This window comes from Chryseobacterium sp. G0201, assembly GCF_003815655.1.
Lineage (GTDB): Bacteria > Bacteroidota > Bacteroidia > Flavobacteriales > Weeksellaceae > Chryseobacterium.
Map to the genome: position 1 here is coordinate 255191 of NZ_CP033917.1, position 22503 is coordinate 277693.

Annotated in this window: 18 protein-coding genes; 4 read left to right on the forward strand and 14 right to left on the reverse strand. The window is 34.6% G+C overall.

Annotated features, from left to right (window positions below):
- Nucleotides 1-61: 61 nt before the first annotated feature.
- The 5 genes from EG348_RS01070 to EG348_RS01090 all read right to left on the reverse strand — a co-directional run bounded on the left by EG348_RS01070 (nucleotide 62) and on the right by EG348_RS01090 (nucleotide 5148).
- On the reverse strand, nucleotides 62-2575 hold the full coding sequence (locus tag EG348_RS01070; RefSeq protein WP_123979874.1) for a M1 family metallopeptidase: 2514 nt from the start codon (nucleotides 2573-2575) through the stop codon (nucleotides 62-64).
- 13 nt (nucleotides 2576-2588) lie between these two features.
- Nucleotides 2589-2822 (reverse strand): hypothetical protein, encoded by a 234-nt coding sequence (locus EG348_RS01075; protein WP_123979876.1) that lies wholly within the window; start codon nucleotides 2820-2822, stop codon nucleotides 2589-2591.
- Nucleotides 2823-2906: 84 nt separating this feature from the next.
- Nucleotides 2907-3701, reverse strand: coding sequence for a thymidylate synthase (locus EG348_RS01080; protein ID WP_123979878.1), 795 nt, complete (start codon nucleotides 3699-3701; stop codon nucleotides 2907-2909).
- A 120-nt stretch (nucleotides 3702-3821) separates the two neighbouring features.
- Nucleotides 3822-4571: an SDR family NAD(P)-dependent oxidoreductase gene (locus tag EG348_RS01085; RefSeq protein ID WP_123979880.1), complete on the reverse strand. Its 750-nt coding sequence runs from the start codon at nucleotides 4569-4571 to the stop codon at nucleotides 3822-3824.
- Between the two features lie 130 nt (nucleotides 4572-4701).
- Nucleotides 4702-5148: a GreA/GreB family elongation factor gene (locus EG348_RS01090; RefSeq protein WP_228414813.1), complete on the reverse strand. Its 447-nt coding sequence runs from the start codon at nucleotides 5146-5148 to the stop codon at nucleotides 4702-4704.
- A 268-nt stretch (nucleotides 5149-5416) separates the two neighbouring features.
- On the opposite strand from EG348_RS01090, the gene EG348_RS01095 reads away from it, so the two are divergent.
- Nucleotides 5417-6349 (forward strand): hypothetical protein, encoded by a 933-nt coding sequence (locus EG348_RS01095; RefSeq protein ID WP_123979882.1) that lies wholly within the window; start codon nucleotides 5417-5419, stop codon nucleotides 6347-6349.
- A gap of 82 nt (nucleotides 6350-6431) precedes the next feature.
- On the opposite strand, the gene EG348_RS01100 is transcribed toward EG348_RS01095, so the two are convergent.
- The 4 genes from EG348_RS01100 to EG348_RS01115 all read right to left on the reverse strand — a co-directional run bounded on the left by EG348_RS01100 (nucleotide 6432) and on the right by EG348_RS01115 (nucleotide 10797).
- On the reverse strand, nucleotides 6432-7781 hold the full coding sequence (locus tag EG348_RS01100) for an alpha-amylase family glycosyl hydrolase (protein ID WP_123979884.1): 1350 nt from the start codon (nucleotides 7779-7781) through the stop codon (nucleotides 6432-6434).
- A gap of 527 nt (nucleotides 7782-8308) precedes the next feature.
- On the reverse strand, nucleotides 8309-8905 hold the full coding sequence (locus EG348_RS01105; RefSeq protein ID WP_123979886.1) for an IS1096 element passenger TnpR family protein: 597 nt from the start codon (nucleotides 8903-8905) through the stop codon (nucleotides 8309-8311).
- Nucleotides 8906-9039: 134 nt separating this feature from the next.
- Nucleotides 9040-10071, reverse strand: a complete 1032-nt coding sequence (locus EG348_RS01110) for a sensor histidine kinase (RefSeq protein WP_123979888.1) — start codon at nucleotides 10069-10071, stop codon at nucleotides 9040-9042.
- A gap of 45 nt (nucleotides 10072-10116) precedes the next feature.
- Nucleotides 10117-10797, reverse strand: a complete 681-nt coding sequence (locus EG348_RS01115; RefSeq protein ID WP_066755995.1) for a response regulator transcription factor — start codon at nucleotides 10795-10797, stop codon at nucleotides 10117-10119.
- Between the two features lie 186 nt (nucleotides 10798-10983).
- On the opposite strand from EG348_RS01115, the gene EG348_RS01120 reads away from it, so the two are divergent.
- From EG348_RS01120 to EG348_RS01130, 3 genes are all read left to right on the forward strand, one after another.
- Entirely contained in the window at nucleotides 10984-13452 is a 2469-nt protein-coding gene (locus tag EG348_RS01120) for a TonB-dependent receptor domain-containing protein (protein ID WP_123979890.1), read from the forward strand.
- A 24-nt stretch (nucleotides 13453-13476) separates the two neighbouring features.
- Complete coding sequence (locus EG348_RS01125) at nucleotides 13477-14688, forward strand: hypothetical protein (RefSeq protein WP_123979892.1); 1212 nt, start codon at nucleotides 13477-13479, stop codon at nucleotides 14686-14688.
- A gap of 298 nt (nucleotides 14689-14986) precedes the next feature.
- Nucleotides 14987-16147: a hypothetical protein gene (locus EG348_RS01130; protein WP_123979894.1), complete on the forward strand. Its 1161-nt coding sequence runs from the start codon at nucleotides 14987-14989 to the stop codon at nucleotides 16145-16147.
- 100 nt (nucleotides 16148-16247) lie between these two features.
- Here EG348_RS01130 and EG348_RS01135 read toward each other — a convergent pair whose 3' ends face one another.
- From EG348_RS01135 to EG348_RS01155, 5 genes are all read right to left on the reverse strand, one after another.
- Nucleotides 16248-17486: an amidohydrolase gene (locus EG348_RS01135; protein WP_123979896.1), complete on the reverse strand. Its 1239-nt coding sequence runs from the start codon at nucleotides 17484-17486 to the stop codon at nucleotides 16248-16250.
- Nucleotides 17487-17564: 78 nt separating this feature from the next.
- A complete protein-coding gene (locus EG348_RS01140) occupies nucleotides 17565-18413 on the reverse strand; it encodes a helix-turn-helix domain-containing protein (RefSeq protein ID WP_123979898.1) in 849 nt (282 codons plus the stop codon).
- A gap of 147 nt (nucleotides 18414-18560) precedes the next feature.
- On the reverse strand, nucleotides 18561-19889 hold the full coding sequence (locus EG348_RS01145; RefSeq protein WP_123979901.1) for an amidohydrolase: 1329 nt from the start codon (nucleotides 19887-19889) through the stop codon (nucleotides 18561-18563).
- Between the two features lie 321 nt (nucleotides 19890-20210).
- Nucleotides 20211-21494, reverse strand: a complete 1284-nt coding sequence (gene hemL / locus EG348_RS01150; RefSeq protein ID WP_123979903.1) for a glutamate-1-semialdehyde 2,1-aminomutase — start codon at nucleotides 21492-21494, stop codon at nucleotides 20211-20213.
- 21 nt (nucleotides 21495-21515) lie between these two features.
- Entirely contained in the window at nucleotides 21516-22490 is a 975-nt protein-coding gene (locus tag EG348_RS01155) for a hypothetical protein (RefSeq protein WP_123979905.1), read from the reverse strand.
- Between the last annotated feature and the right edge of the window lie 13 nt (nucleotides 22491-22503).

Below are 22503 nucleotides of genomic sequence, written 5' to 3' on the forward strand. Positions count from 1 at the left end.
CAAATTAAACTAAAAAAGCATCCCAAAATGAGATGCTTTAAAAACTTATATTTTGTTTTTACTATTTAAAATCTTCGATTGCTTTATTCAGAGCATCAATTTGAGGATTGATACTTGATGCTTTTTGAGGATTTTGTTTTAACAATTCCATTTTTTTGCTCAAACCATCTTTCAGTATCTGAGAAACCATCATTTTTGCCTGCGGATTATCTCCCATCTGGCTTTTTGCATGACCTATCATTTTAGTAATACTTTCAGTTGCTTTTAAATTATCTGAACTCATGATCCAATTAAATCCTTCTTCTGCAGATTTTCCCAATTCCGGATTTTGGAATTTGACGAATGGATAAAATGCCGCAATCGGAGCAATATTAGCCATTTGAGAAGTCACTTTATTTTTAACAACTATAGGCAACATTTGCGTCAACAGATCTTCTGAAGCTCCGCTTAAATCAATTTTATCAGCCAAAGAAGCCATTCTTGACGGGTCAATTGCCGAAATAGCTCCCAGCGAGTTTCCTCTCACTGCATTAGAAACAGCATTCACACCTTTTTCAAAAATCGGAAGGTATTTTTTATCCTTAGTTTTCGCCAAAGCAGCAATAGCAGCAGCCTGAGTTAAGGTTTTCGGATCATTTGATGCTATTTTTTCAACATCAGATCCTAAAGCTTTCATTTGTTCAGGATTAGTTAAATCCATTAATTCCAACGCTTTCATTCTCACTCTGAAATATGGATCTTTAATCCCCGCAGCCAATAATTTTGTTGCGGCAGGATTTTTTCCAACCTGATCTTTAATCCCGTTCAAAGCAGCATATCTGTTTTTGAATTCTTTTGAATTTGTGAACTGCATTAAGTATTGCTCAGGAGTTTTTGTATCCGTAATATCTGCCAATAAAACGCCATCTGCATTGATATTAATTAAATCCGGCGTTTTTGAAACATCAAAATTAAATGTATTTTTCGCTTCAGCATTTACCCAAACATTGTATCTTTTTGGTTTACCGTTGTCGTAAACATCAATCGCCAAAGGAAATTCAAAAGGCTGATCCTGAGTTTGGTTGATGGTTACCGTAACTTGTTTTTTAACAGGTTCAAACGTAGAAGAATAGTTCAATTTAGGGTTTCCGCTTCCGAAATACCACTGATTAAAGAACCAGTTCAGATCTTTTCCTGAAACTTTTTCGAATGATAATCTTAGTTGATGAGCTTCTGCATTTTGATATTCATTAGTTTTTAAATAATCATTCATTCCTGCGAAGAAGGCATCGTCACCAAGATAGTTTCTCAGCATATGAAGAATTCCGCCACCTTTTTGATAAGTCACCAAATCGAAAACATCTTCACGAGATTCATAATTAAATCTCACCAAATTTTTCTTGAAATCAGAAGGATTGTGAATATATCTGCTGACATCTTCCAATTGGTGATAATCTGCCTGATCTTTTCCGTATTTGTATTCATTCCAAAGGTATTCGGAATAATTAGCAAAAGATTCATTTACCGTAAGGTTACTCCAGCTTTCTGCAGTCACTAGATCTCCAAACCAATGGTGAAATAATTCGTGAGCAATGGTATCTTCCCAAGTATTTTCATCTATTAACTGTCCCGGTTTTTGCAAAATATCACTTCCATGAAGTGTTGCTGTGGTGTTTTCCATCGCTCCACTTACATAATCTCTTCCTGAAATCTGTGCATATTTTGCCCAAGGATAATCGTAGCCCATTTTTTTAGAGAAAAACTCGATCATTTCGGGAGTATTTCCGTAGATCTGTTTTGCATACGGTTCGTATTCCTTTTCAATATAATAATCTACAGGAATATTTTTCCATTTATCTTTAACGATCGCATACTCACCCACTCCCATGAAGAAAAGGTAAGTTGAATGTCTCTTATCCATCACCCAATGGTCGGTTCTTAATCCGTTAGATTCTTTTTGAGAATCTTTCATTATCCCGTTCGAAAGTGTGACATATTTATCAGGAACCGTCATGTAAATTTCCTGAGTAGACTTTTGATTCGGTTTATCGATTGTTGGGAACCAAGCAGAAGAAGATTCTGTTTCTCCCTGCGTCCAGATCTGAGTTGGCATATCGGGATCTTTACCCTGTGCATTTATGAAATACAATCCTTTTGCATCATTAATCGCCGCACTTCCCTCTTGTTTCACCTCATTCGGGCGAGAAGTATATTTAATGTAAACCGTATAATCCTGGTTTTTCTGATAGGTCTTATCTAAATTTATCTTTAAAACATCATCCTTATAGTCATATTTTAAAGGAGATTTTTTTCCATTGATATCTAAAGCTACCTCATGAATCAACATTCCTTTTGCATCAAGAGTCAATTCGTTGGTAGGATAAAAATAAGGTGAAGCCGTTAACCATTCTTCCCCATTCATTTGTTCCTTCTGATAATCGAAATTTACTTTTAATTTGGTGTGTTTAAGTTCTGTTACTTTTGTATGAGTCGCTCTGTACACTTTTTCTCTGCCTGAAGTTTCGGTCTGTGCCGATACATTTACGGAAAAGAAAATTCCACCCAATATAGCAATCGATAAAATGGCCTTTTTCATCTTTATTTATTAATTATTTATTTTTAGAATTATTTTTTGTTAAAATATCAAAAATATCATTGACTACAGTTTCATAATCTCCTTTTTTAAACTGTTCTTTCGTTTTGTTGAAAGCCTTTTTCAGTTCGCTTTCCGGGTTTTCATCATCAATGATCTCTATTGAGTCGACTCCTTTTACCTGAAATAAAAGTTCTTTCAGTTTTTCTGCATCTGCATTTTCTTCAATATTAATTTTTAGATATTTCATATTTGATAAGTGTAAAATTTGCTTTGAAAGTTACAAAAAAAGTGAAGTTTTCAGGCTTCACTTTAATTTATATTTTATTTTTAATTAAATCGCAACAGGTGCTTTAATTCCAGGATGCGGATCATAGTTTTCTAATGTAAAGTCTTCAAAATTAAAATCAAAAATATTTTTAATTTCCGGATTCAATTTCATGATCGGAAGTGGTCTTGTTTCTCTTGAAAGCTGTCTGTTTACCTGCTCAAAATGATTGTTATAGATATGAACGTCTCCAAAACTGTGAACATAATCACCAACTTCAAGATCACAAACCTGCGCAACCATCATTAATAACAATGCATAACTTGCAATATTAAAAGGAACTCCCAAGAAAACATCGGCACTTCTCTGATACAGTTGAAGCGATAATTTTCCGTCTGCTACATAAAACTGAAACAAAGCGTGGCAAGGCGCCAGAGCCATATTCGGGATCTCGGCAACATTCCAAGCAGAAACGATCAATCTTCTGGAATCGGGATTTTTTTTAATCTGGTCGATAACTTCGGTAATCTGGTCTACAATTTTTCCGTCGGCACCGTTCCAGCTTCTCCATTGAGCTCCGTAAACAGGACCGAGATCACCGTTTTCATTTGCCCATTCGTCCCAAATGCTTACTCCGTTATCATTTAAATATTTAACATTTGTATCTCCTTTCAAGAACCAAAGAAGTTCATAAATAATGGACTTCAAATGCACTTTTTTAGTTGTTACCAAAGGAAAACCTTTCGACAGATCATATCTCAACTGATATCCGAAAACACTTCTTGTTCCGGTGCCTGTTCTATCGGTTTTATCGGTTCCATTGTCTAAAATATGTTGTAAAAGGTCTAAGTAATTTTGCATTGTAAGGGCTAGTTTTGATGGTTCAAATTTAGAAAAATATAAGCGATTTTTTGTTATCATAGGTCATAAAAAAAGCATCTATTCTCATAGATGCTATATATTATTTAGAATGAATTTTATTTAAATCGCTGTGTATCCACCATCCACAAGATAATACCCTCCTGTCATGAATGAAGATTTTTCAGAGCTTAAAAATAACACCAATTCTGCAACTTCCTGTGGTTTTCCTAATCTTCCCATTGGATGTTTTGCAATCAAAGCTTCTTTCATATCTCCACTTGCGCTTTCCAGCAACGGTGTATCTATATAAGCAGGGCCTACAGAATTACAACGAATTCCCTTCTGTCCGTATTCTGCTCCTATATTTTTTGTTAATCCAACAACTGCGTGCTTTGCTGTCGTATAAGCTGATGATAGCGGTGCTGCAACTGTCCCGTGAATTGAGGCAATATTAACGATAACTCCACCTCCGTTTTTCTCCATTTGCTGGATTGCGTATTTACAACCGTAGAAAACTCCGTCTAAGTTTACACTTAAAACTTTTCTCCAGTTATCGAGACTGTAATCTCCTGTAAGCGCCGGTTCACCACCAATTCCTGCATTGTTGCAGGCAATATCCAATCTTCCATATATTTCTGCGGTCGCATTTACTAAAGCCTCAACTTCTGTGGGGTTTGATGTGTCTGCTTTTACAAAAGAAGCATCTCCTCCTGCCGATTTTATCTGTTCTACAGCCTCTTTTCCGTGTTCTTCATTGATGTCTGAAACAATAACTTTCGCACCCTCTTTTGCATATGTAAGAGCAATAGCCAACCCGATTCCTGAACCTGCTCCTGTAACTAAAGCCACTTTATTATCTAAAATTCCCATATTGATAAAATTTTATATGATTTTTTATTAAATATTTATGTCTAAGTTACGACGAAAATCACTAATGCTTCAAAAGTAAGCAATAAAGTTTTCTTAATTTTTTAAAGAGAAATGTTAATTTAAATTTAGATTACCAAATATTATCAATCTTCTGGTGAATATTATTTATAGCAAATGTTTCTCCGACTTTCTTACCATACATTGCTTTCACTAATGGTGATTCTGCAGAAACGGTCATAATTTTTTTATTATCAATAACAATTTCTCCTAGTGATACAGAGATATAAAATAATCCCTTATCCGTTTTTACCAAAGCTCCATTTTGAACTTTCGAAGATAGTTCTACATTTATTTTCTGAATAATAGCTTGCTGAATTAAAACTTCATTCAGCTGTCTTTGAAGATTATTGATTTCCTGTTGCAACATTTCTCTTCCTGTTTCATATTTATCCCCCATTGAACTTTTAGTATCGTTGCTTGACGCTCTGGTTTCAGTAATAAGGGTTTCAAGATTTTGAATTTTTTCCGAGATCTTTGATTTTATGATCTCCAATATTTTAGATTTATCCATTTTCATATTTTGACATCAAACAAATGTATTTATTTTCATTAAAAAATCGGTTTTTTTATCTTTTTAATTTGTCAACATAATATCACTATGAAAAGATAATTTTTCACCATAATTGGAATAACACAAAATCTCTTTCCAAAATTTAAATTTATTCATTAATTAAATAAAATAAATTAATTATAATCAAACATTATACTTAATTAATAATTTATATACAATTAACATGACGAAAAATTATAATATATATATTTGCCGACTAAATAAAAAAAACGTCATGAAAAAACAATTATCTATTCTTACATTTACTTTAATGTATGCTACATTTTTCGCACAGGTTGGAATAAACACATCAAATCCACACATCTCTTCTGCTCTTGATGTACAATCTGATAATAAAGGACTTATCGTTCCCAGATTGACTTCGACAGCTGTTACAAGTCTTTCCGGTTCAGCAAGTGAAGGACTCATCGTTTTTGATAAAGACCAAAAGAAATTCTTAGGTTGGGACGGAACCAAATGGCAAAATTTAGGTTTTGAAGGAAGCGCAGGCGGTGGTTCATTATTAACGGGAACTATTTTTACACAAAGTTTTGAAACCGGCGATTCTGTAAATTATACCACTACAGGATTCGCGCCTTCAAGCTTTAATTTTACCTCCGGCTCTACAGTAACAGGAGATGCTCCTGCTTCATCAAGCTTATTTTCTGATGGAACCAGAGGCTTCGGATACTCTAACAATACCAGTAGCGGAACGAATTCTTATATAGAATTCAATACTATTGATGCATCTACTTACACAAGTAATATCACATTAAGTTTGGATGTTGCTGCATTTTCTATTGGAAGTACGGGTAACGGTGTTGAAAATAGTGATATTGTAACGATAGAAGTAAGTACTGATGGGGGTGCCAATTACAATACAAAACTGACTTTAACAGGAGGAAATTCTTCAACAGGAAGCAATACCAGATGGGCATTTTCAGGAAGCGGAGCAGGAACAAATACTTATTCTGCATCGGGAATCACAGTAGCATCATCCAGCACCGCAACAGGCTCAGGAATTACACTTACAGGTGCGCAGGCGATTACAAAATTATCTGTAACAGGAATTCCGAATTCAAGCCAATTGAAAGTAAGAATTGGTGTAAGAAACAATGCTGCAACAGAACTTTGGGTTGTTGATAATGTAAAATTACAGGCCTTGTAATTTTTTGATTTGAATAAAATAAAAAAGCGGACATGGATTGTCCGCTTTATTCATCTTATTACTTTTTGACTAATATTTTAATTTATTTTTCAAAGACAGCGTAATCTGAAACCTTGAAATTGAAATCTTTTCCGTTGTTGAAGTCTCTTTTTGTTCCGTCAAAAACATTTTTAAAGTTTCCTGAAAGATTTTCATCCTGAATACTGAAATTTACAGGTTCTTTTGACATATTTAAAACAACCAATACCTCATCTTTTCCATTTTTTCTGATGTAGGCTAAGATCTTATCGTTTGCTGTCGTGTTTAAAAGATGAGTTCCAACATTTGAATCGCCACCTCTTAACGCAGGATTTGATGATTTTAAACTTAACAACGTTTTATAAAAACCTGAGAGCTGATAAGTATTTGTCCATTTTATAACATCCTTTTCGAAGAACTCCAGCCGTTTCATATTGGGAAGCTCCTGTCCGGAATATAATAATGGAACTCCGTTCCATGTTGCAGAAAATACGGCCATTGGTTTTGTAATTACTCCATACTTTTCATATTCTGTTCCGTTCCATGAATTCTCATCGTGGTTTGTGGTAAACCAGGCTCTCATAGATGAATCTCCAATATTTGAATATTTTATTAATAGATCTTTTAAATCCTGCAAAGGCTGATTTTTATTGTAATAATCAGCAGATTTGTGCATCCAAGACCAAGAATAGCTTGCGTCAAAAACTTTTCCATATTCGGGAGTTTCCAATTCATCAAATTCCCCTAACCAGAAAAGCGGCTTTACAGTTTCAACTTCAGGGCGAGCCTGTTGCCAGAAATCTACTTCTACCCAAGAAGCCAAATCACATCTGAAACCATCAATATTGGTTTCTTTCACCCAAAATTTCATGGCATCAATCATTGCTTTGCGCATTTCCGGATTTTTATAATCTAATTCGATAATATCATCCATTCCGGAGGCGATGTGGAATTTCCCATCCGGATCTTTTAAATAGAATTCAGGATGTGTTTTTGTCCAGACATGATCCCAACCTGTATGATTTGCTACCCAATCGATGATGACTTTGAATCCCAATCTGTGAGCTTCATTCACCATATGTTTGAAATCATTAAGCGTTCCAAATTCGGGATTAATGGATGTATAATCTGATGCCGCGTACGGACTTCCCAAACTTCCTTTTTTCTTTTCCTGAGCAATTGGAGTGATCGGCATGAACCAAAGTGTCTTTACTCCCATTGATTTCAGGCGCGGCATTTCTTTTTCGAATGCTTTAAAGGTTCCTTCTTTGGTATATTGTCTTACGTTGACTTCGTAAATATTAGTAGAGTGTTTCCATTCTTTCGGCAAATCCATAGTGTTTTTATTTAAATTTTGAGTGGTACAGGAAACAATTCCCAGACCAATTACAGCGAGTAAAAATAATTTTTTCATTAATGAAGTTTTAACAAAAATAACGAATCGAGATGTAAGTAGGTGAATTGTTAATGGTGAATTTTGCTTTCCAAGTGAATTTTTTTAGTGAAATGGAAACCTAAATGAATGAATTTTATTTTTTTTAACACAAAGAGAGCAAAGTTTTTTTCTAAATGTCATTGCGAGGAGCGTAGCGACGAATCAATCTCAGTAAATTTATTAACTTTTTTTACTTTACTCTCTGTTGAGACTCTTTCAGAATGACAAAGTGTATGTTATTTTTATGTTTTGAGATTGCTTCGTCGCTACGCTCCTCGCAATGACGGGAATGTTTGAAAAGAACGGCAAGTACTCTAGCCACGATAGTAACGGTTACCCCGCAACAAGGGTTGGAGGGTTGAGGGTTGAGGTGTTGGAGGGTGATGGCGTGAGGAGTATGAGTGGATAGCGTGAAATAGCTTCTGAAAATAAGTAATTAATAAAATACTTAGTTTTTAAGACAAAAAAGCCCCGAATCTTCATTCAGGGCTGTATATTTTTAAGTATTATCTCTCGTCTTCGTTGTCATCTTCATCTTCGAAAACATCGTCATCGTAGTTTTCTTCTTCCTCATCATCAAAGTTGTCGTCATCTTCATCCACAAAACTGGTTCCGCCCGCAAAGTCATCCTCGAAAGCAAAATCATCTTCTATTAATGGCATCGCAGATTTCTTTTTAGATCCTCCACTTCCATTTTTGCTCGGCGCTTTCAACGGAACGTTTCCAAATCTGTAAACTGTGATCGGATAATTTACTCCTTTTGTCTCATCGATCACCTCAACAAGCTCACAGAAGAATTCCCAAAGATCAAGAAGCCCGTATTGGAACTGTGCCTTGTTACCAGCACTTTCAAACGCCTCATCAATGTATACATCCGACATAATCTCGCCATCACCGTCATCACTCATATCTTCTAACGGAACACTTTTTACGATCGTACCGTCTTCTTCCAATAAATTAAAAGTTGAAAGCTCCTCGCCCTGAAGGCTGAAAGCACTTTTAATTCCTAAGTGTAAGTTCCATAGCGTCTGTTTTCCTTTAACTTCGATATCACGGAAAATATCTTCTTTTGCATCTAATATTACGCGGATTTTGTAAACCATATCAGTTTTATAAATTACTTTTTTGCCTTTGTTATTATGATTAATTTCTGTTGCAAATATATAATAAATGAGATGTGACAAAAAAATATTTGTGAATTTTTTAAAATATTTTTTTTTCTTACATTTTGCAGAAATTATTTACTTTTCTCAAGCATAAAACTGAACTTCGTGCCTTCGAGATAGACACTCTCTACCGTAATGTTTTCGTTATGAGCTTCAAGGATATGCTTTACGATGGCCAATCCTAATCCTGAACCACCTTCTCTTCTACTTCTGCTGGTTTCTACACGATAAAATCTCTCGAAAATTCTTGATAAAACTTCTGATTTTATTCCCATTCCATTATCGATGACCTCTATCAAAACTTTATTTTTCAGAACGCTTGTCTTTACGACAACTTTTGCTTCCTGTCTGTTCGCGTAATGGATAGCATTAGAAACTAAATTGATAAAAACTTGCGAAATCTTCTGTTTATCGGCATCCACAAAGATCTGAGGATGTAAGGTCTGGATCTGTAATGTTGTATTATGTTTTTCAGCTTCGAGATCTAGTAAATCGAAAATTTCTTTAATTAATAAATTAACATCAAATCTTGAGACATTAAGGTTAATTTCTCCGGCTTCAAGCCTGTTGATCATATCCAAATCTGTAACAATGGCAATTAATCTTTCCACCGAAATATCAATTCTTTCCAAATATTTGTCCCGAATCGTAAGATTATCAACCCCGCCATCTCTTAATGTCTCCACATATCCCTGAATAGAAAATAACGGAGTTTTAAGCTCATGAGAAACGTTTCCGATGTATTCTTTACGGTAGCTTTCCATTTCTTTCATCATATCAAGTTCGGTAACTTTTTGCTGATTAAGATCTGAAAATCTTTCTCCAAGTTCTTTAATGGTAATATTTTCATCGTTGTCATGAACGATCTCCTGCGGTAAAAGCAAAGAAAGCCCGCGCACCTGTTTTTTACCATAATAATTAAACAATAGTTCTAACACCAAATAATTAATGATAAAAATAACAATGAGACATATAAAAAGTCCAATTTTAAAGAATGGGGTTTTGTAATAGATATCCTTTAGTGAATCAAAAACGATTACTAGAAGGAACATCACCAATGTCAACAGACATGATGCGACGAGGGTAAGTCTGTAAAATTTCAATTTTACAAAGTTTTTATTGGTTTATGTAAAGTTAGGTTTTTTAAGCTATAAAACGATCAGCTTATACCCAATCCCTTTTAGAGTCTGAATGGTATTAATTCCCAGTTTTTCTCTTAATCTTCTGATGTGAACGTCGATTGTTCTTTCTCCAACGATAACATCGTTCCCCCAAACTTTCTCCAGAATCTCTTCTCTTTTAAATACTTTTTCTGTATTTGAAGCTAAAAGATAAAGAAGATCGAATTCTTTTTTCGGAAGTAAAAACTGCTGTCCGGCTTTTGATACTCTGAAGTTGTCTTTATCAATAATTAAATCACCAATCTCAATTAATTTAGCATTATCAGAAACCTGAGAAGTTAATTGTAATAAAGCATTAACTTTAGAAATAAGAATTTTCGGTTTGATCAATTTTACAATGTAATCATTCGCTCCTGCCTGAAAACCTGCTAACTGAGAAAACTCTTCGCTTCTTGCAGAAAGGAAAACAATTAGTGTTTTGTGAAGTTCTTTTATTTTACGAAGTTCCTGACAAGTTTCGATCCCGTCTTTTTCCGGCATCATTACATCTAATAAGATAAGATCCGGAACGATTTGTTTGGCCTTCTCAATCCCCTCATTACCATTGGTAGCAGTGGAGATATCGTAACCTTCCTTTTCTAAATTATAAGACAGGATCTCTAAAATATCCAGTTCATCATCTATTAAGAGTATTTTCTTTTGGTTCATTTTTAATTTTTACTGAGTCAAAGTTAACAATTTTTAAAGCATAGATTAATAAATAAACTATCGTTCACATAAAGTTAACAATAATGGCATTTTGTTAATGTTTAGTTAAGGAAAATTTAAATTTCGCTAAACCATTTTCACCACGAATGTTTTATTCCTTTGCACCGAAAGAATATAGTAAAAGAAATGAATTTTAGAAAACTGAGTATCGCAGTTTTGTTTTTGACAACGTCAGGAGCTGTAATATACGCACAAGACACGAAAAAAGATTCCATCAAGAACGAAAAAAAGATTGAAGGAGTTGTAATCAAAGGATCTACTAAGAAAGGAACGGAAGCGAACCTTATTAATTTCCAAAAAAAGTCTGTTGAAGTTATAGAACGTGTAGGTTCTGTACAGCTTGCTAAGCAAGGTGTAGGAGATGCTGCAACGGCTGTAACGAAAGCTACCGGAACAATAAAACAGGAAGGAAGCGGACAGATCTTTGTAAGAGGTCTTGGTGACAGGTATAATAGTACTACATTGAACGGATTGCTGATCCCGTCGGATGATCCGGAAAACAGAAACATTGATCTTTCGATTTTCAAAACTTCAATGATTGAGTACATTTCATTAGATAAAATCTATAATCCAAAAATGCTTGGAGATTTTGGTGGAGCAACTATAAGTATTGTTTCTAAGGAATTTACAGGAAAACCTTATTTTAAGATAGGTTTAGGAAGCAGCATCAATCTTCAGACTTTTGATAACAATAATTTCAAGTTACAAGATGGAGCTCCTGGATTCTTCGGATTCAAAGAAACTAAATTCAATAAAGGAAATCCTTATCAGGCTTATCCATTCACATCAAAATGGAACTTTAAAAATGCAGACAACCCATTCAATACAGATCTAAATATTGAAGGAGGTGCAAGCTTCGGAAAACTCTCATTCTTTGCGTATGCAGGATTTGAAAATTCTTATGAATACAGTAAAGGACAGGAAGGATTCTACTTTGCAGATAACACTCCAAACAAAAAATTTGATGTTGAACGTTCTAAATATAAGACAAACACAACAGCGTTAATTAATTTAGGATATAAATTCAATTCTAATAATAAAATTAATTTCACTTCAAATTTCATCCACTCTTCTGATCAGACAGCTAAAATATTCACAGGATATTCTTATGATGTCGACAAAAATGTGATCATCAACAGAGGAGATAACAAAATTACAAGTACTTGGATCAACCAATTATTCGGTACTCATAAACTTGGTGATACTTGGAATGCAGACTGGGCAGTTGGTTATAATATGCTAAACAGCAAAAGACCGGATCGTTTGCAGAATACGATTGATGCTTCAACAATGCAGCTTATCACGGGGAGTGCGATCAATAACCACAGATATTTTGATGAGTTAAAAGACAATACAGTTTTAGGTCATGCTTACCTTTCTAAAACTTTAAACAAATTTAAAATTACTGCAGGATACGACGGGCAATACAAGGACAGAAAATTCGACAATACAACGATTGGTATGAACTTCAGTCTTTCGCCTCAGGTAGATCCTAATAATATTGACGGATTTATTAATGCAGGAAATAACGGTTTATTCTCTTATCAGACATTCCAGCCAAGTTCGAAGTTATTCCAACCTTTCTATTTTAATGTAAAACAGAATATTCAGTCTGGATTTGCAAATGTAGATGTTAACCTTAGTGATAAATTTATCGTACAGGTTGGCGGGCGTTTCGATTACATCGATATGCAGTTGAAATGGTTTGATTCTGTTTTACAAAACGGTAAAAAGAATAAGCAATACAACAAATTCTTACCAGCTTTGAATGCAAAGTATAGCGTTAGCGACAAACAAAACTTAAGATTATCTGTTTCTAAAACATACACGCTTCCTCAAGCTAAAGAGCTTTCTCCAATTGCATATTATGATGTAACTACGAACGTTTACGGTAACCAGGATCTTTCTCCATCTGATAACTATAATGCAGATTTGAAATGGGAATTATTTCCTAAATCAGGTGAGCTTATTTCAGTAGCAGCATTTGGAAAGTATATTAAGAACCCGATTGCAAGAACTACGTACGCAAGTTCTGCACCAAGTGATATGACTTATTTTAATCTTTCAGACTACGGATATATCGTAGGAGCGGAGGTAGAAGTAAGAAAAGATATTTATTCTTGGAGTAATTCTAAAATCTATACTTTCATCAACGGAACGTATATGCATTCTGAGCAGAAATTTAAATCTGAGGATCAAATTGCAAAAGAAAACCACGGTAAAAGAGTTGTGTTTACGAATCCTAAAGCTGACCTTCAGGGAGCTGCAGATTTCATTGCCAACGTAAACTTAGGTTATAACTACAAATGGAGTAATAACTTAAACAGCTTAGACTTTGTAATAGTTTATTCTCACATCGGAAAAAACCTTTATTCTGTAGGAACTACGGAAATCGGAAACTTTTATGAAGCTGCAAGAGATCTATTGGATCTTAACCTAAACTTTACATTAGACAAAATAGGAATTGGTATTTCTGCTAAAAACCTATTAAATCCTCACAGTAAAATAGAACAGGAAAACAAAACTCAAACACTAATCAACAAAGACTACACAATGGGTCGCCAGGTTGGATTAAGCTTATCATATAAATTTTAATATAATATAAATCTAATAATAGTTATGAAAAAGACATTTTTTAAAGCTGCTCTTTTCTTATCATTAGCTGCGGCATTTTCATCAACCGCAATCTCTTGTAGTACTTCTGATGACGATACAGATGATACAGCATCTGCTGTAGACCCAAGTAACTTTCAAGGAAAAATTGCTGCAGGAACTAGTGTAACTTTAGACCCAACAAAAGTATATACGATCACTGGAAAAGTTTTAGTAGAAAGCGGTGCAAGCCTTATCATCCCTGCAGGTACAAGAATCACTGTAGCTGAAGGTGCAAACTATCTTATCGTAGACAGAGGTGGTAAACTTTACATCAACGGTACGGCTTCTAGCCCTGTTTTATTTGAAGGAACTTCACACAAGCAAGGTCACTGGGGAGGCATTGTACTTTTAGGTAATGCTCCAACAAACAGAAGTGCTGCGGGAACGTCTACTTCAGAATTAGGTGATATGACATATGGAGGTACAGACAACAACGATAACTCTGGTGTTATTAAATATGTAGTAATCAAAGACAGTGGTTTCAAATATAACCCTGAAAAAGAATTCAACGGACTTTCTTTATTCGGAGTTGGTAGCGGAACTACAATATCTTATGTATATGTAACAGACGGTGCTGATGACGGTGTTGAATGTTTCGGTGGTAGCCCGAATGTAGATCACCTTGTAGTAACAGGAGTTGGAGATGACGGTTTCGACTGGACAGAAGGTTACAAAGGAAGTGCTAGCTTCTTATATGTTGCTAGAAAAAAACAATATCAGACTGCTGCTGAACCAGGAAACAGAGGTATTGAAGCTGATACTCAGGATACAAACCCTAACACAACTTTCGGAAACGGTGCTTCTAACCCAACAATTACTAACGCAACTTTCTTAGGAAATACTTCTGGTGCAGAATCTCAAGGATTGAAAATCAGAGCTGGTTCTAATGGTCAGTTTGACAACATCGTTTTAGCAAACTACACTACAGGTTTAGATCTTGAAACAGACAGAACTTTAGCTTGGTTTCAAGGTAGTTCTTATGTTAAAAATGTAAGATTTGTAAACGTTACAACTAAATCTAAAGCTAAAAACACGGCTGGTACAGCTGTGGATATTACTGGAATCTTTACAGAAAATGCTTCTGCATTAGGTGCTGGAAGCGGAACTGCTTTGCCAGAATGGGCAAAAGGTTGGACTGGTTTATCTAGCTTCGATGTAGCTGATTCTATGAACTAAAAACTGAGTAATTAGTTTCTTCATATCAAATTCAAATACCCTTGGGAAAATATTTTTCCCAAGGGTATTTTTTTATTAATGAAATTCTATTAAACTTTTAAATTACAATAAATTATAAACAACTTTAAATTTCGATTCGGAAAATAAATTGAAATGTTATAATTTCGAGTTTTTTAATTGCTTATTCTTATATTTGAGAATTAAATCTTTACAATTTTAAAAACTCGCATCTTCGAAAAAATTTAAGAATAATAAAGATTATAATTGAATAAAAGATCAGTACTAAATCTAAAAATATATGAAAAGGAATCACTTAAAATTAATTGCCGCAGCGTTGTTCATCAGTACTACATTTACGATATATTCGTGCAGTAAAGATGATGATGAAACTCCAACAATTACTCCTGTGGGAATTGCTGTCGATACTAATAATTTTAAAGGTGAGGTTCCGAACGGGCAAACTGTAACATTAGATCCAACTAAGGTTTATAAATTAACAGGCTCTGTCATTATTAAAGATGGTGGAAAACTTGTTATTCCTGCCGGAACGAGAATTGTTGCCATCAGCGGAGCTTCTTGTTACATTACCGTTGAACAGGGCGGTCAGCTTTTTGCAAACGGAACTTCAGGATCTCCAGTATTATTCACCTCAAGTACTACTACTCCGGGAAGTTGGGGCGGAATCGTTATTTGTGGTAAAGCACCTATCAATACAGGAACTACAGCAACATCTGAACTAGGAAATGTAACATATGGAGGTAGCGTAACCACTGATAATTCAGGGTCTTTATCATATGTAAGAATAGAATATGCGGGAGCCGTTTTTACAGGGACTACAGAATTTAACGGACTGTCTTTATTCGGTGTTGGTAACGGAACCGTAGTAAATAATATCGCTGCCGTAAATGGTTCAGATGACGGTATTCAAATTTATGGAGGAACAGTAAATCTCTCTAACATCGTTTCTTTAGGTAATGAAGACGACGCTTTTGAATGGACGGATGGCTGGAACGGAACCGCAACCGGAATTTACACAAAAAGAAGAGCCAACGGAACCGGAAATACAGGAATTAAAGGCAGCAACAACGCTTCCAATCAGGATGCAACGCCAAGATCTAATCCAACCATTAAAAATGTTACTTTCATTGGAGGTACTACAGGAGAAGCTGATGCTATAAAATTAAAACTTGGAACTTATGCAGTCCTTGATAATTTAGTCGTTTCAAACTGGACAACAGGTATAAATATTGAAAGTGATGCTTCTGTAACCAATTTTAACGGTCATAAAAAAATCACCAGAGCTTTATTTAACACGACTACCACAAAAGTTTCTCTAAAATCTACTGCCGGAGCAACTGTCCCTATCGTAGACACTACTTTTGTGGAAAAATCAGACGCAACAGGTGCCGGAAACGGAATTTTAACGCCGACCTGGGCAACAGGCTGGTCTTCTCTTTAGATTTAAATATAAAAATAATATATAAAAAACACCCTCAATTTCTGAGGGTGTTTCATTATAAAAACAAGTATTAAAAAATATATTAGATTTTACAGTAATTTTAATTCTTCCAAAATAAATTACCTTTATTCATTAAAGCTTCAACAGCAGACATTCTTGAAACAGCTTCTGCAGAACAACTCGCATCAACTAAAACAACATTCGCATCATCTCCCGATTTTGGCCATTGCTGATTTCCTTTTTCATCTAACGGAAGAATATTTTGTGTGGCAAACTGCAATGTTCTTGAAAGTTGAAATTCCGTAGCATATCCATATAATTCGGCAATTAAATTAGCCTTTTGAAGCATATTTCCAGATCCGAAAGTACTCCAGTAATCCTGAACGTTATCGTTTCCTATCAAAACTTCAACTCCATATTTTTTCAATGTAGGAATCGGCATTACTTTTCCGGTGAATGGAACGGATGAAGCAATTCCCACCTTTGCAGAAGCCAATCTTTCTGCAATTTGTTCTGTTTCTTTTTGGTTTAAATGTGCTAAAGCAAAAGCATGACTTACAAAAGTTTTCCCTTGAAGTTTAGGATTTTCAATCGCTTTATCAATTAAATAATTAATCGTTTTCATCCCGGAATCTCCTACTTCGTGCAAATGAATATCAATTCCTTTATTATTGTCTAAGGCTAATTGAACCGTAAAATCCAAGACCTTTTCAATACTTCCGTCAATGCTTAAAGGATCAAGTCCTCCAATAAAACCTACATGCGGTAATTTTGCCACTTCTTTCATCAAAGGAACAGAATCCGTATAATATAAACCATGTTGAGGAAAAGCGACCAATTCTGCATTGAAAGAAGCTTTTTTATTTTCTAAAGCTTTTTCCAAATTTTCTAACGATTTCAAACCCGAAGTCGGATCAATATTAAAATGCGTTCTCACATAATTGGTACCATAACTTTGTAGCAAATCAATCAATTGTTCTGCCCTTTCTACCGAAGTTTTCAACAGTTCCGGAATGATTTTCTGTTCATAAGCAATCATATCTTTCACCGTTTTCTTTTTCGGGGAAAGTGTTTGCCATGGCAGTCCGTACCAAGTTTTATCTAAATGAACATGCATATCTCTGAATGCAGGGAGCATTAGTTTTCCTTTTGCATCAACAGCATCAGAATTTGCATTGTTTGGTTTAATTGATTTTATTTTTCCTTCTCCAATTTCAACACAGAATAGATCTGTTTTTGTTTTGATAATTTCTTCATTATCATATTCGAAACCCGTTTCCAAACGGACATTCTTTAAAGTATAATATCCTTTAGCCAAAGGTTGATTTTGTAATTGCATGATCCCAAGTTTAGTAATACAAAATTACATCCGTCAAATTTTAGACAGATGTATCAATTATGTATTCTCTTGTATGGATTATTGCTCTTTGAACTGCGACGGAGTCATTCCGGTTTGAGCCTTAAAAAATTTTGAAAAGCTGGCGTGATCATAAAACCCGAGATCATAAACGATGTCTTTAACAGACATTTCAGAGACTTTTAATAAACGTTTTGATTCCAGTAAAATTCTGTCCTGAATAAGAGAGGATGCCGAAGCGTTGAGATTTTTTTTGCAGACAATATTTAAATAATTAGCAGAAATATTCAGTTTTTCAGCATAAAAAGAAACTGAGCGTTCCGTTTTAAAATGAATATCAATTAAATGTAAAAATTTAGAAATAATTGGGTTTGAATTGTAAACCTCAAAATCTTTGAAAGCTCCTTCCACAGATTTACTTACCAGTAAACCAATCAATTCACTTCGTTTTTGAATAAGTTCCCAAAAAACATTTTCTTCATTAAGTTCTTGCTGAATAGCCTGAAATTCATGCAAAAGCAATTGATAGATCTCCTCCGAAACTGTAAATGCAGGGTGTTGCTGATAATAAGAAGCCGAAAATCTAAGGGCCGGCAAAAAACTTTCAAACCATTCTCTACTGATCATCAATTGATACCCTACAGTTTCCTCTTCGATCGTCCATTGATGAACCTGATCCGGAAAAACCAAGTGGATCTGATGATCCTCAACCTGATATTCAACAAAATCAATACTATGATTTCCTATGCCTCGTCCAAATAAATTAATGATGAAAAAATCGTGCTTATGAGGTTCATCAATCGAACGTTTCCCGTTAAGTTCATTGAAAAGCAAATTACAGCCTTGTGATTGTTTTTCTGCAAATTCCTGAATTCCTAAAATGGGAAAATAATCTGATTGACGGCTCATTGTGTGTATTTTTTTAAATATAATAAAAGTAATCTCTGATCTACACGCAAGATAAGATTTTTAACTATTATTCTAATTTTAATAGTCTAAAATAATATACTTTAATAAATCTTGTCAAGGCTTCCGGTTCTGAAATACTTTTAAAAATTAAAACACAATATTTCCCTGATGGATCAAAGATTCTACGTTTGAAATTCTTGAAACTGCCTCTGCTGAACAGCTTGCATTTAAGAAAACCAAATCTGCATGATCTCCTGTTTTTGGCCATTGCTGTGTTCCTTTATCATCCAAAGGAAGAATATTGGCTGTAGCGAGCTTTAAACTTCTCGACAATAAAAACTCTGTGGACTGACCGTATAATTGTGCCATTAAATTGGCTTTCTGCAATACACTTCCCGTTCCGAAAGTATTCCAATGATCGACGATACTGTCGTTTCCAGTCAAAACCTCAACATTATATTTATACAAAATCGGAATCGGCATAATTAAGCTTCCAAAAGGAATCGTAGAGACAATTCCGATTTTTGCATTGGCCAATTTTTCTGCAATCTCTTCCTGTTTTGGCTTTTCTAATTTTCCTAAAACGAAGCAATGACTTAGATATGTTTTTCCTTTTAATGCAGGATTTTCATTCACTTTATCAATTAGATATTCAACAGTTTTCAAACCAGATTCTCCACTTTCATGCAAGTGAATATCGATTCCTTTTTTATTGTCTAAAGCGAGTTGAACCGTAAAATCAATTGTTTTTTCAATCGCTCCGTCAATCGTAAAAGGGTCTACTCCACCAATAAAATCGATATCCATTTTCGCCGCCTCTTTCAAATAAGGAACTGAGTCTGTGTAAAAAACTCCATGTTGCGGAAAAGCCACCAATTCTGCTCCAAAAGTTTTCTTTTTATTATCTAAAGCTTTCTGCAGATTTTTTAATGAATCTAATTTTGAAGTCGGTTCAATATTCACATGACTTCTTGCGAAAGATGTTCCTTTTGACTGTAACAATTCAATCATTTTCTCAGCCTTGAACGTTGAGTTTTTCAACATTTCAGGAAGCATTTTTTGTTCTAAGGCGATCATGCCTTTTACTCCGCCCGTTCTTTTTCGGACTGCTTGCCATTTGTCTCCATAAAAAGTTTTATCCAAATGAATGTGCATATCTTTAAATGCAGGTAACATTAAAAATCCTTTGGCGTCAAAAGCTTTTGCATTCGGTTGGTTTGGAGCTATTTTTGAAATTTTTCCGTTTTCAATTTCGATATAAAACAGGTCGGTTTTAGTTGAAATCACTTCACCTTCTTCATATTCGAAACCAGTTTCAAGGCGAACATTTTTTAAGCTTAATTTTCCTTTTGCAGAAATATTTGCTTTATCAAAAATTGAGTTTGCCATCATGATATTGGGTGCTAATGTTAATCCGGCCATTGCCAATGCTGAATTTTTAAGAAAATCTTTGCGAGATATGTTTGAAGTGTTCATTTCCAATCTATTTATTACAAATTTAAAAAGAACAGAGTTGACGGATGTGTATGGTTTATTACATTGTTTGTATGATTTATTGAAATCTTCTAAAAGCAATAATTTACATTCAGTTTGTCATTCCGTAGGAATCTAGACAGTGTTTTTAATATTTAGATTTAGATTTTTCCATGATGACAAAGATTCTGTTTTTCATTCTCATATATTTACACGGATGATTGTGTTTTATTTGTGTAAAAAATTCGTAGAATTTGCGTTTAGATGAAAATAAAAAAGGACGAAGTTTAAACCTCATCCTTTGTATAATTTATCATTTTAGCTTTAAGAATATTCAAATTTTCTGACAGCTTCTAATGTCATATCAATTTCTTTATCTTTGATTGCATCACTGATGAAATATGTCTCATATCCACTTGGCGGAAGATATATTCCGTTTGTCAGCATTTGATGGAAAAAATTATTAAATAATGAGTGATTTGCTTCCTGTGCTTCATCAAAATTAGAAACTCTATTGATATGGAAGAAGACAGACATCATCGAACCTTTTCGGTTGATCTTATGAGCAATTCCTTTTTCATTTAAAATTTTTCCAATTTCAAAATCTAAGGTTTCTGTTGTTCTATTAAGATTATTGAAGAAAGTTTCATCATTTTTGATCAATTGAAGCGTTTTTAAACCCGCTCTCATTGCCAAAGGATTTCCACTTAAAGTTCCCGCTTGGTAAACTCCTCCTTTTGGAGCCAGATGATCCATAATTTCGTTTCTACCTGCAAAAGCACCCACCGGAAGTCCTCCTCCGATTACTTTTCCGTAAGTTACTAAGTCAGCTTTTACATTATATAATTCCTGAGCACCTCCGAAAGCCAATCTGAAACCAGTCATTACCTCATCAAAAATCAATAAAGCTCCGTTTTCGTCACAGATCTTTCTTAAATTTTGAAGAAAATCATTTTCAGGAAGAACACAACCCATATTTCCGGCAACAGGCTCGATAATTACGGCTGCAATTTCACCTTCATTATGACGGAAAAGATCCTTAACCTGCTCAAAATCATTATATCTTGCCAACAAAGTATCTTTTGCAGTTCCTGCCGTTACTCCAGGTGAGTTTGGGTTTCCAAAAGTAGCTGCACCACTTCCCGCTTTGATCAAAAATGAATCTGAATGACCATGATAACAACCTTCAAATTTCACAATTTTATCTCTTCCCGTAAAACCTCTTGCCAATCTCACAGCACTCATACAAGCTTCTGTTCCTGAAGAAACCATTCTGATCTGATCGATATTCGGAACATTGTCTACTATAAATTTTGCGATCTCAGTTTCCAATTCTGTCGGAGCTCCGAAAGAAAAGCCTTTCTCCGCCTGAATTTTTAATGCCTCCAACACTTCTGGATGGGTGTGACCCAAAATTGCGGGACCCCAAGAATTGATGTAATCGATGTAAGTGTTATCATCAGCATCTGTAAGGTAAGCGCCTTTTGCTGATTTCATAAAAACAGGAACGCCGCCCACAGATTTGAATGCGCGTACTGGAGAATTTACTCCTCCGGGAATGTATTTGTAAGCTTCATCGAATAAAGCTGAACTTCTTTGATACTTCATTTTCTATTTTTTCTTTATAATTTACCCTTCGAAATAAGGGGTCCCATCTTCTCCTGCATAGTTTCTCAAACCATTTACCATTTTATAATATAATCTAAAGGTATGTCCGTTTCTCCAGACATTTCCTTCTGGAAAAAATTGACCTTCCAAGATTTTATTGTTTGGGAAAATTGTTTGATATATTAAATTATTTGGATTGTTTTGATCGGGCTCAGAAAGAACAACTAATCCTGAACCATCAATTAAACCTATTGATGCATATTTAATTGGATAAACCTGATTAGAATTCTCATCAGCTAATCCAAATAAATTAGATGAATTTGTTGTAAGAATGTAAGGTTTTCCGTTATAGAATTGCCATCCGACATAAGCAATTTCAGATGTACTTTTATGCATTCTTTTGGTCTTGGGAATATAAATTCCAATATGCGAATCTTTAGAAACAATTTCCAGGAAATTAGCTTTAAAATTGATTTGATAAGCATTTTCATCTTCGTAAGGCTTAATCATTTCTAAATCTTCATCATCAAGATCATCCCAAGTTAATTTAATCTCTTTTGGCTCTCCTATATTAGTAGTGATACCTGTTCCCCATCCACGATCTCTAATAGGATATCTTTCAGGCTCAATGTATTTGTCAAGCCTCATCTTTGTCTTTATGGAATAATTATAATAGTCAAACCCATCGAAAACTAGATAATTTTCACCATTTATAGTGATCGGCTTATCAGAAATAAAAGGCATTATGATCGTGGCATTGCTGTCAATTATTCCAAACTTACCGTTTTGTTCAGCATGAAAACCCCTGACAGATTCATCATACCAACTTATGCTGTAATATTGCGGCTGTACGGCAATAAATTTGTTAGCATCGCATAATCCCCATAAATTTCCTTTTCTGAAGGGAATATATTTTTGTTCTTGCGAAAAAAGGGTACACGATATGAAAACTAAAAATACCCATAGATATTTAAAATTTACATTTACTATTTTCATGGTTTGGGTTGAG

Coding starts and splice junctions, on each gene's coding strand:
- EG348_RS01155 (WP_123979905.1), bottom strand. CDS start 22,490: ATGAAAATAGTAAATGTAAATTTTAAATATCTATGGGTATTTTTAGTT.
- EG348_RS01125 (WP_123979892.1), top strand. CDS start 13,477: ATGAAAAAGACATTTTTTAAAGCTGCTCTTTTCTTATCATTAGCTGCG.
- EG348_RS01100 (WP_123979884.1), bottom strand. CDS start 7,781: ATGAAAAAATTATTTTTACTCGCTGTAATTGGTCTGGGAATTGTTTCC.
- EG348_RS01085 (WP_123979880.1), bottom strand. CDS start 4,571: ATGGGAATTTTAGATAATAAAGTGGCTTTAGTTACAGGAGCAGGTTCA.
- EG348_RS01145 (WP_123979901.1), bottom strand. CDS start 19,889: ATGAACACTTCAAACATATCTCGCAAAGATTTTCTTAAAAATTCAGCA.
- EG348_RS01080 (WP_123979878.1), bottom strand. CDS start 3,701: ATGCAAAATTACTTAGACCTTTTACAACATATTTTAGACAATGGAACC.
- EG348_RS01130 (WP_123979894.1), top strand. CDS start 14,987: ATGAAAAGGAATCACTTAAAATTAATTGCCGCAGCGTTGTTCATCAGT.
- hemL (WP_123979903.1), bottom strand. CDS start 21,494: ATGAAGTATCAAAGAAGTTCAGCTTTATTCGATGAAGCTTACAAATAC.
- EG348_RS01095 (WP_123979882.1), top strand. CDS start 5,417: ATGAAAAAACAATTATCTATTCTTACATTTACTTTAATGTATGCTACA.
- EG348_RS01105 (WP_123979886.1), bottom strand. CDS start 8,905: ATGGTTTACAAAATCCGCGTAATATTAGATGCAAAAGAAGATATTTTC.
- EG348_RS01115 (WP_066755995.1), bottom strand. CDS start 10,797: ATGAACCAAAAGAAAATACTCTTAATAGATGATGAACTGGATATTTTA.
- EG348_RS01070 (WP_123979874.1), bottom strand. CDS start 2,575: ATGAAAAAGGCCATTTTATCGATTGCTATATTGGGTGGAATTTTCTTT.
- EG348_RS01090 (WP_228414813.1), bottom strand. CDS start 5,148: ATGAAAATGGATAAATCTAAAATATTGGAGATCATAAAATCAAAGATC.
- EG348_RS01135 (WP_123979896.1), bottom strand. CDS start 17,486: ATGCAATTACAAAATCAACCTTTGGCTAAAGGATATTATACTTTAAAG.
- EG348_RS01140 (WP_123979898.1), bottom strand. CDS start 18,413: ATGAGCCGTCAATCAGATTATTTTCCCATTTTAGGAATTCAGGAATTT.
- EG348_RS01120 (WP_123979890.1), top strand. CDS start 10,984: ATGAATTTTAGAAAACTGAGTATCGCAGTTTTGTTTTTGACAACGTCA.
- EG348_RS01075 (WP_123979876.1), bottom strand. CDS start 2,822: ATGAAATATCTAAAAATTAATATTGAAGAAAATGCAGATGCAGAAAAA.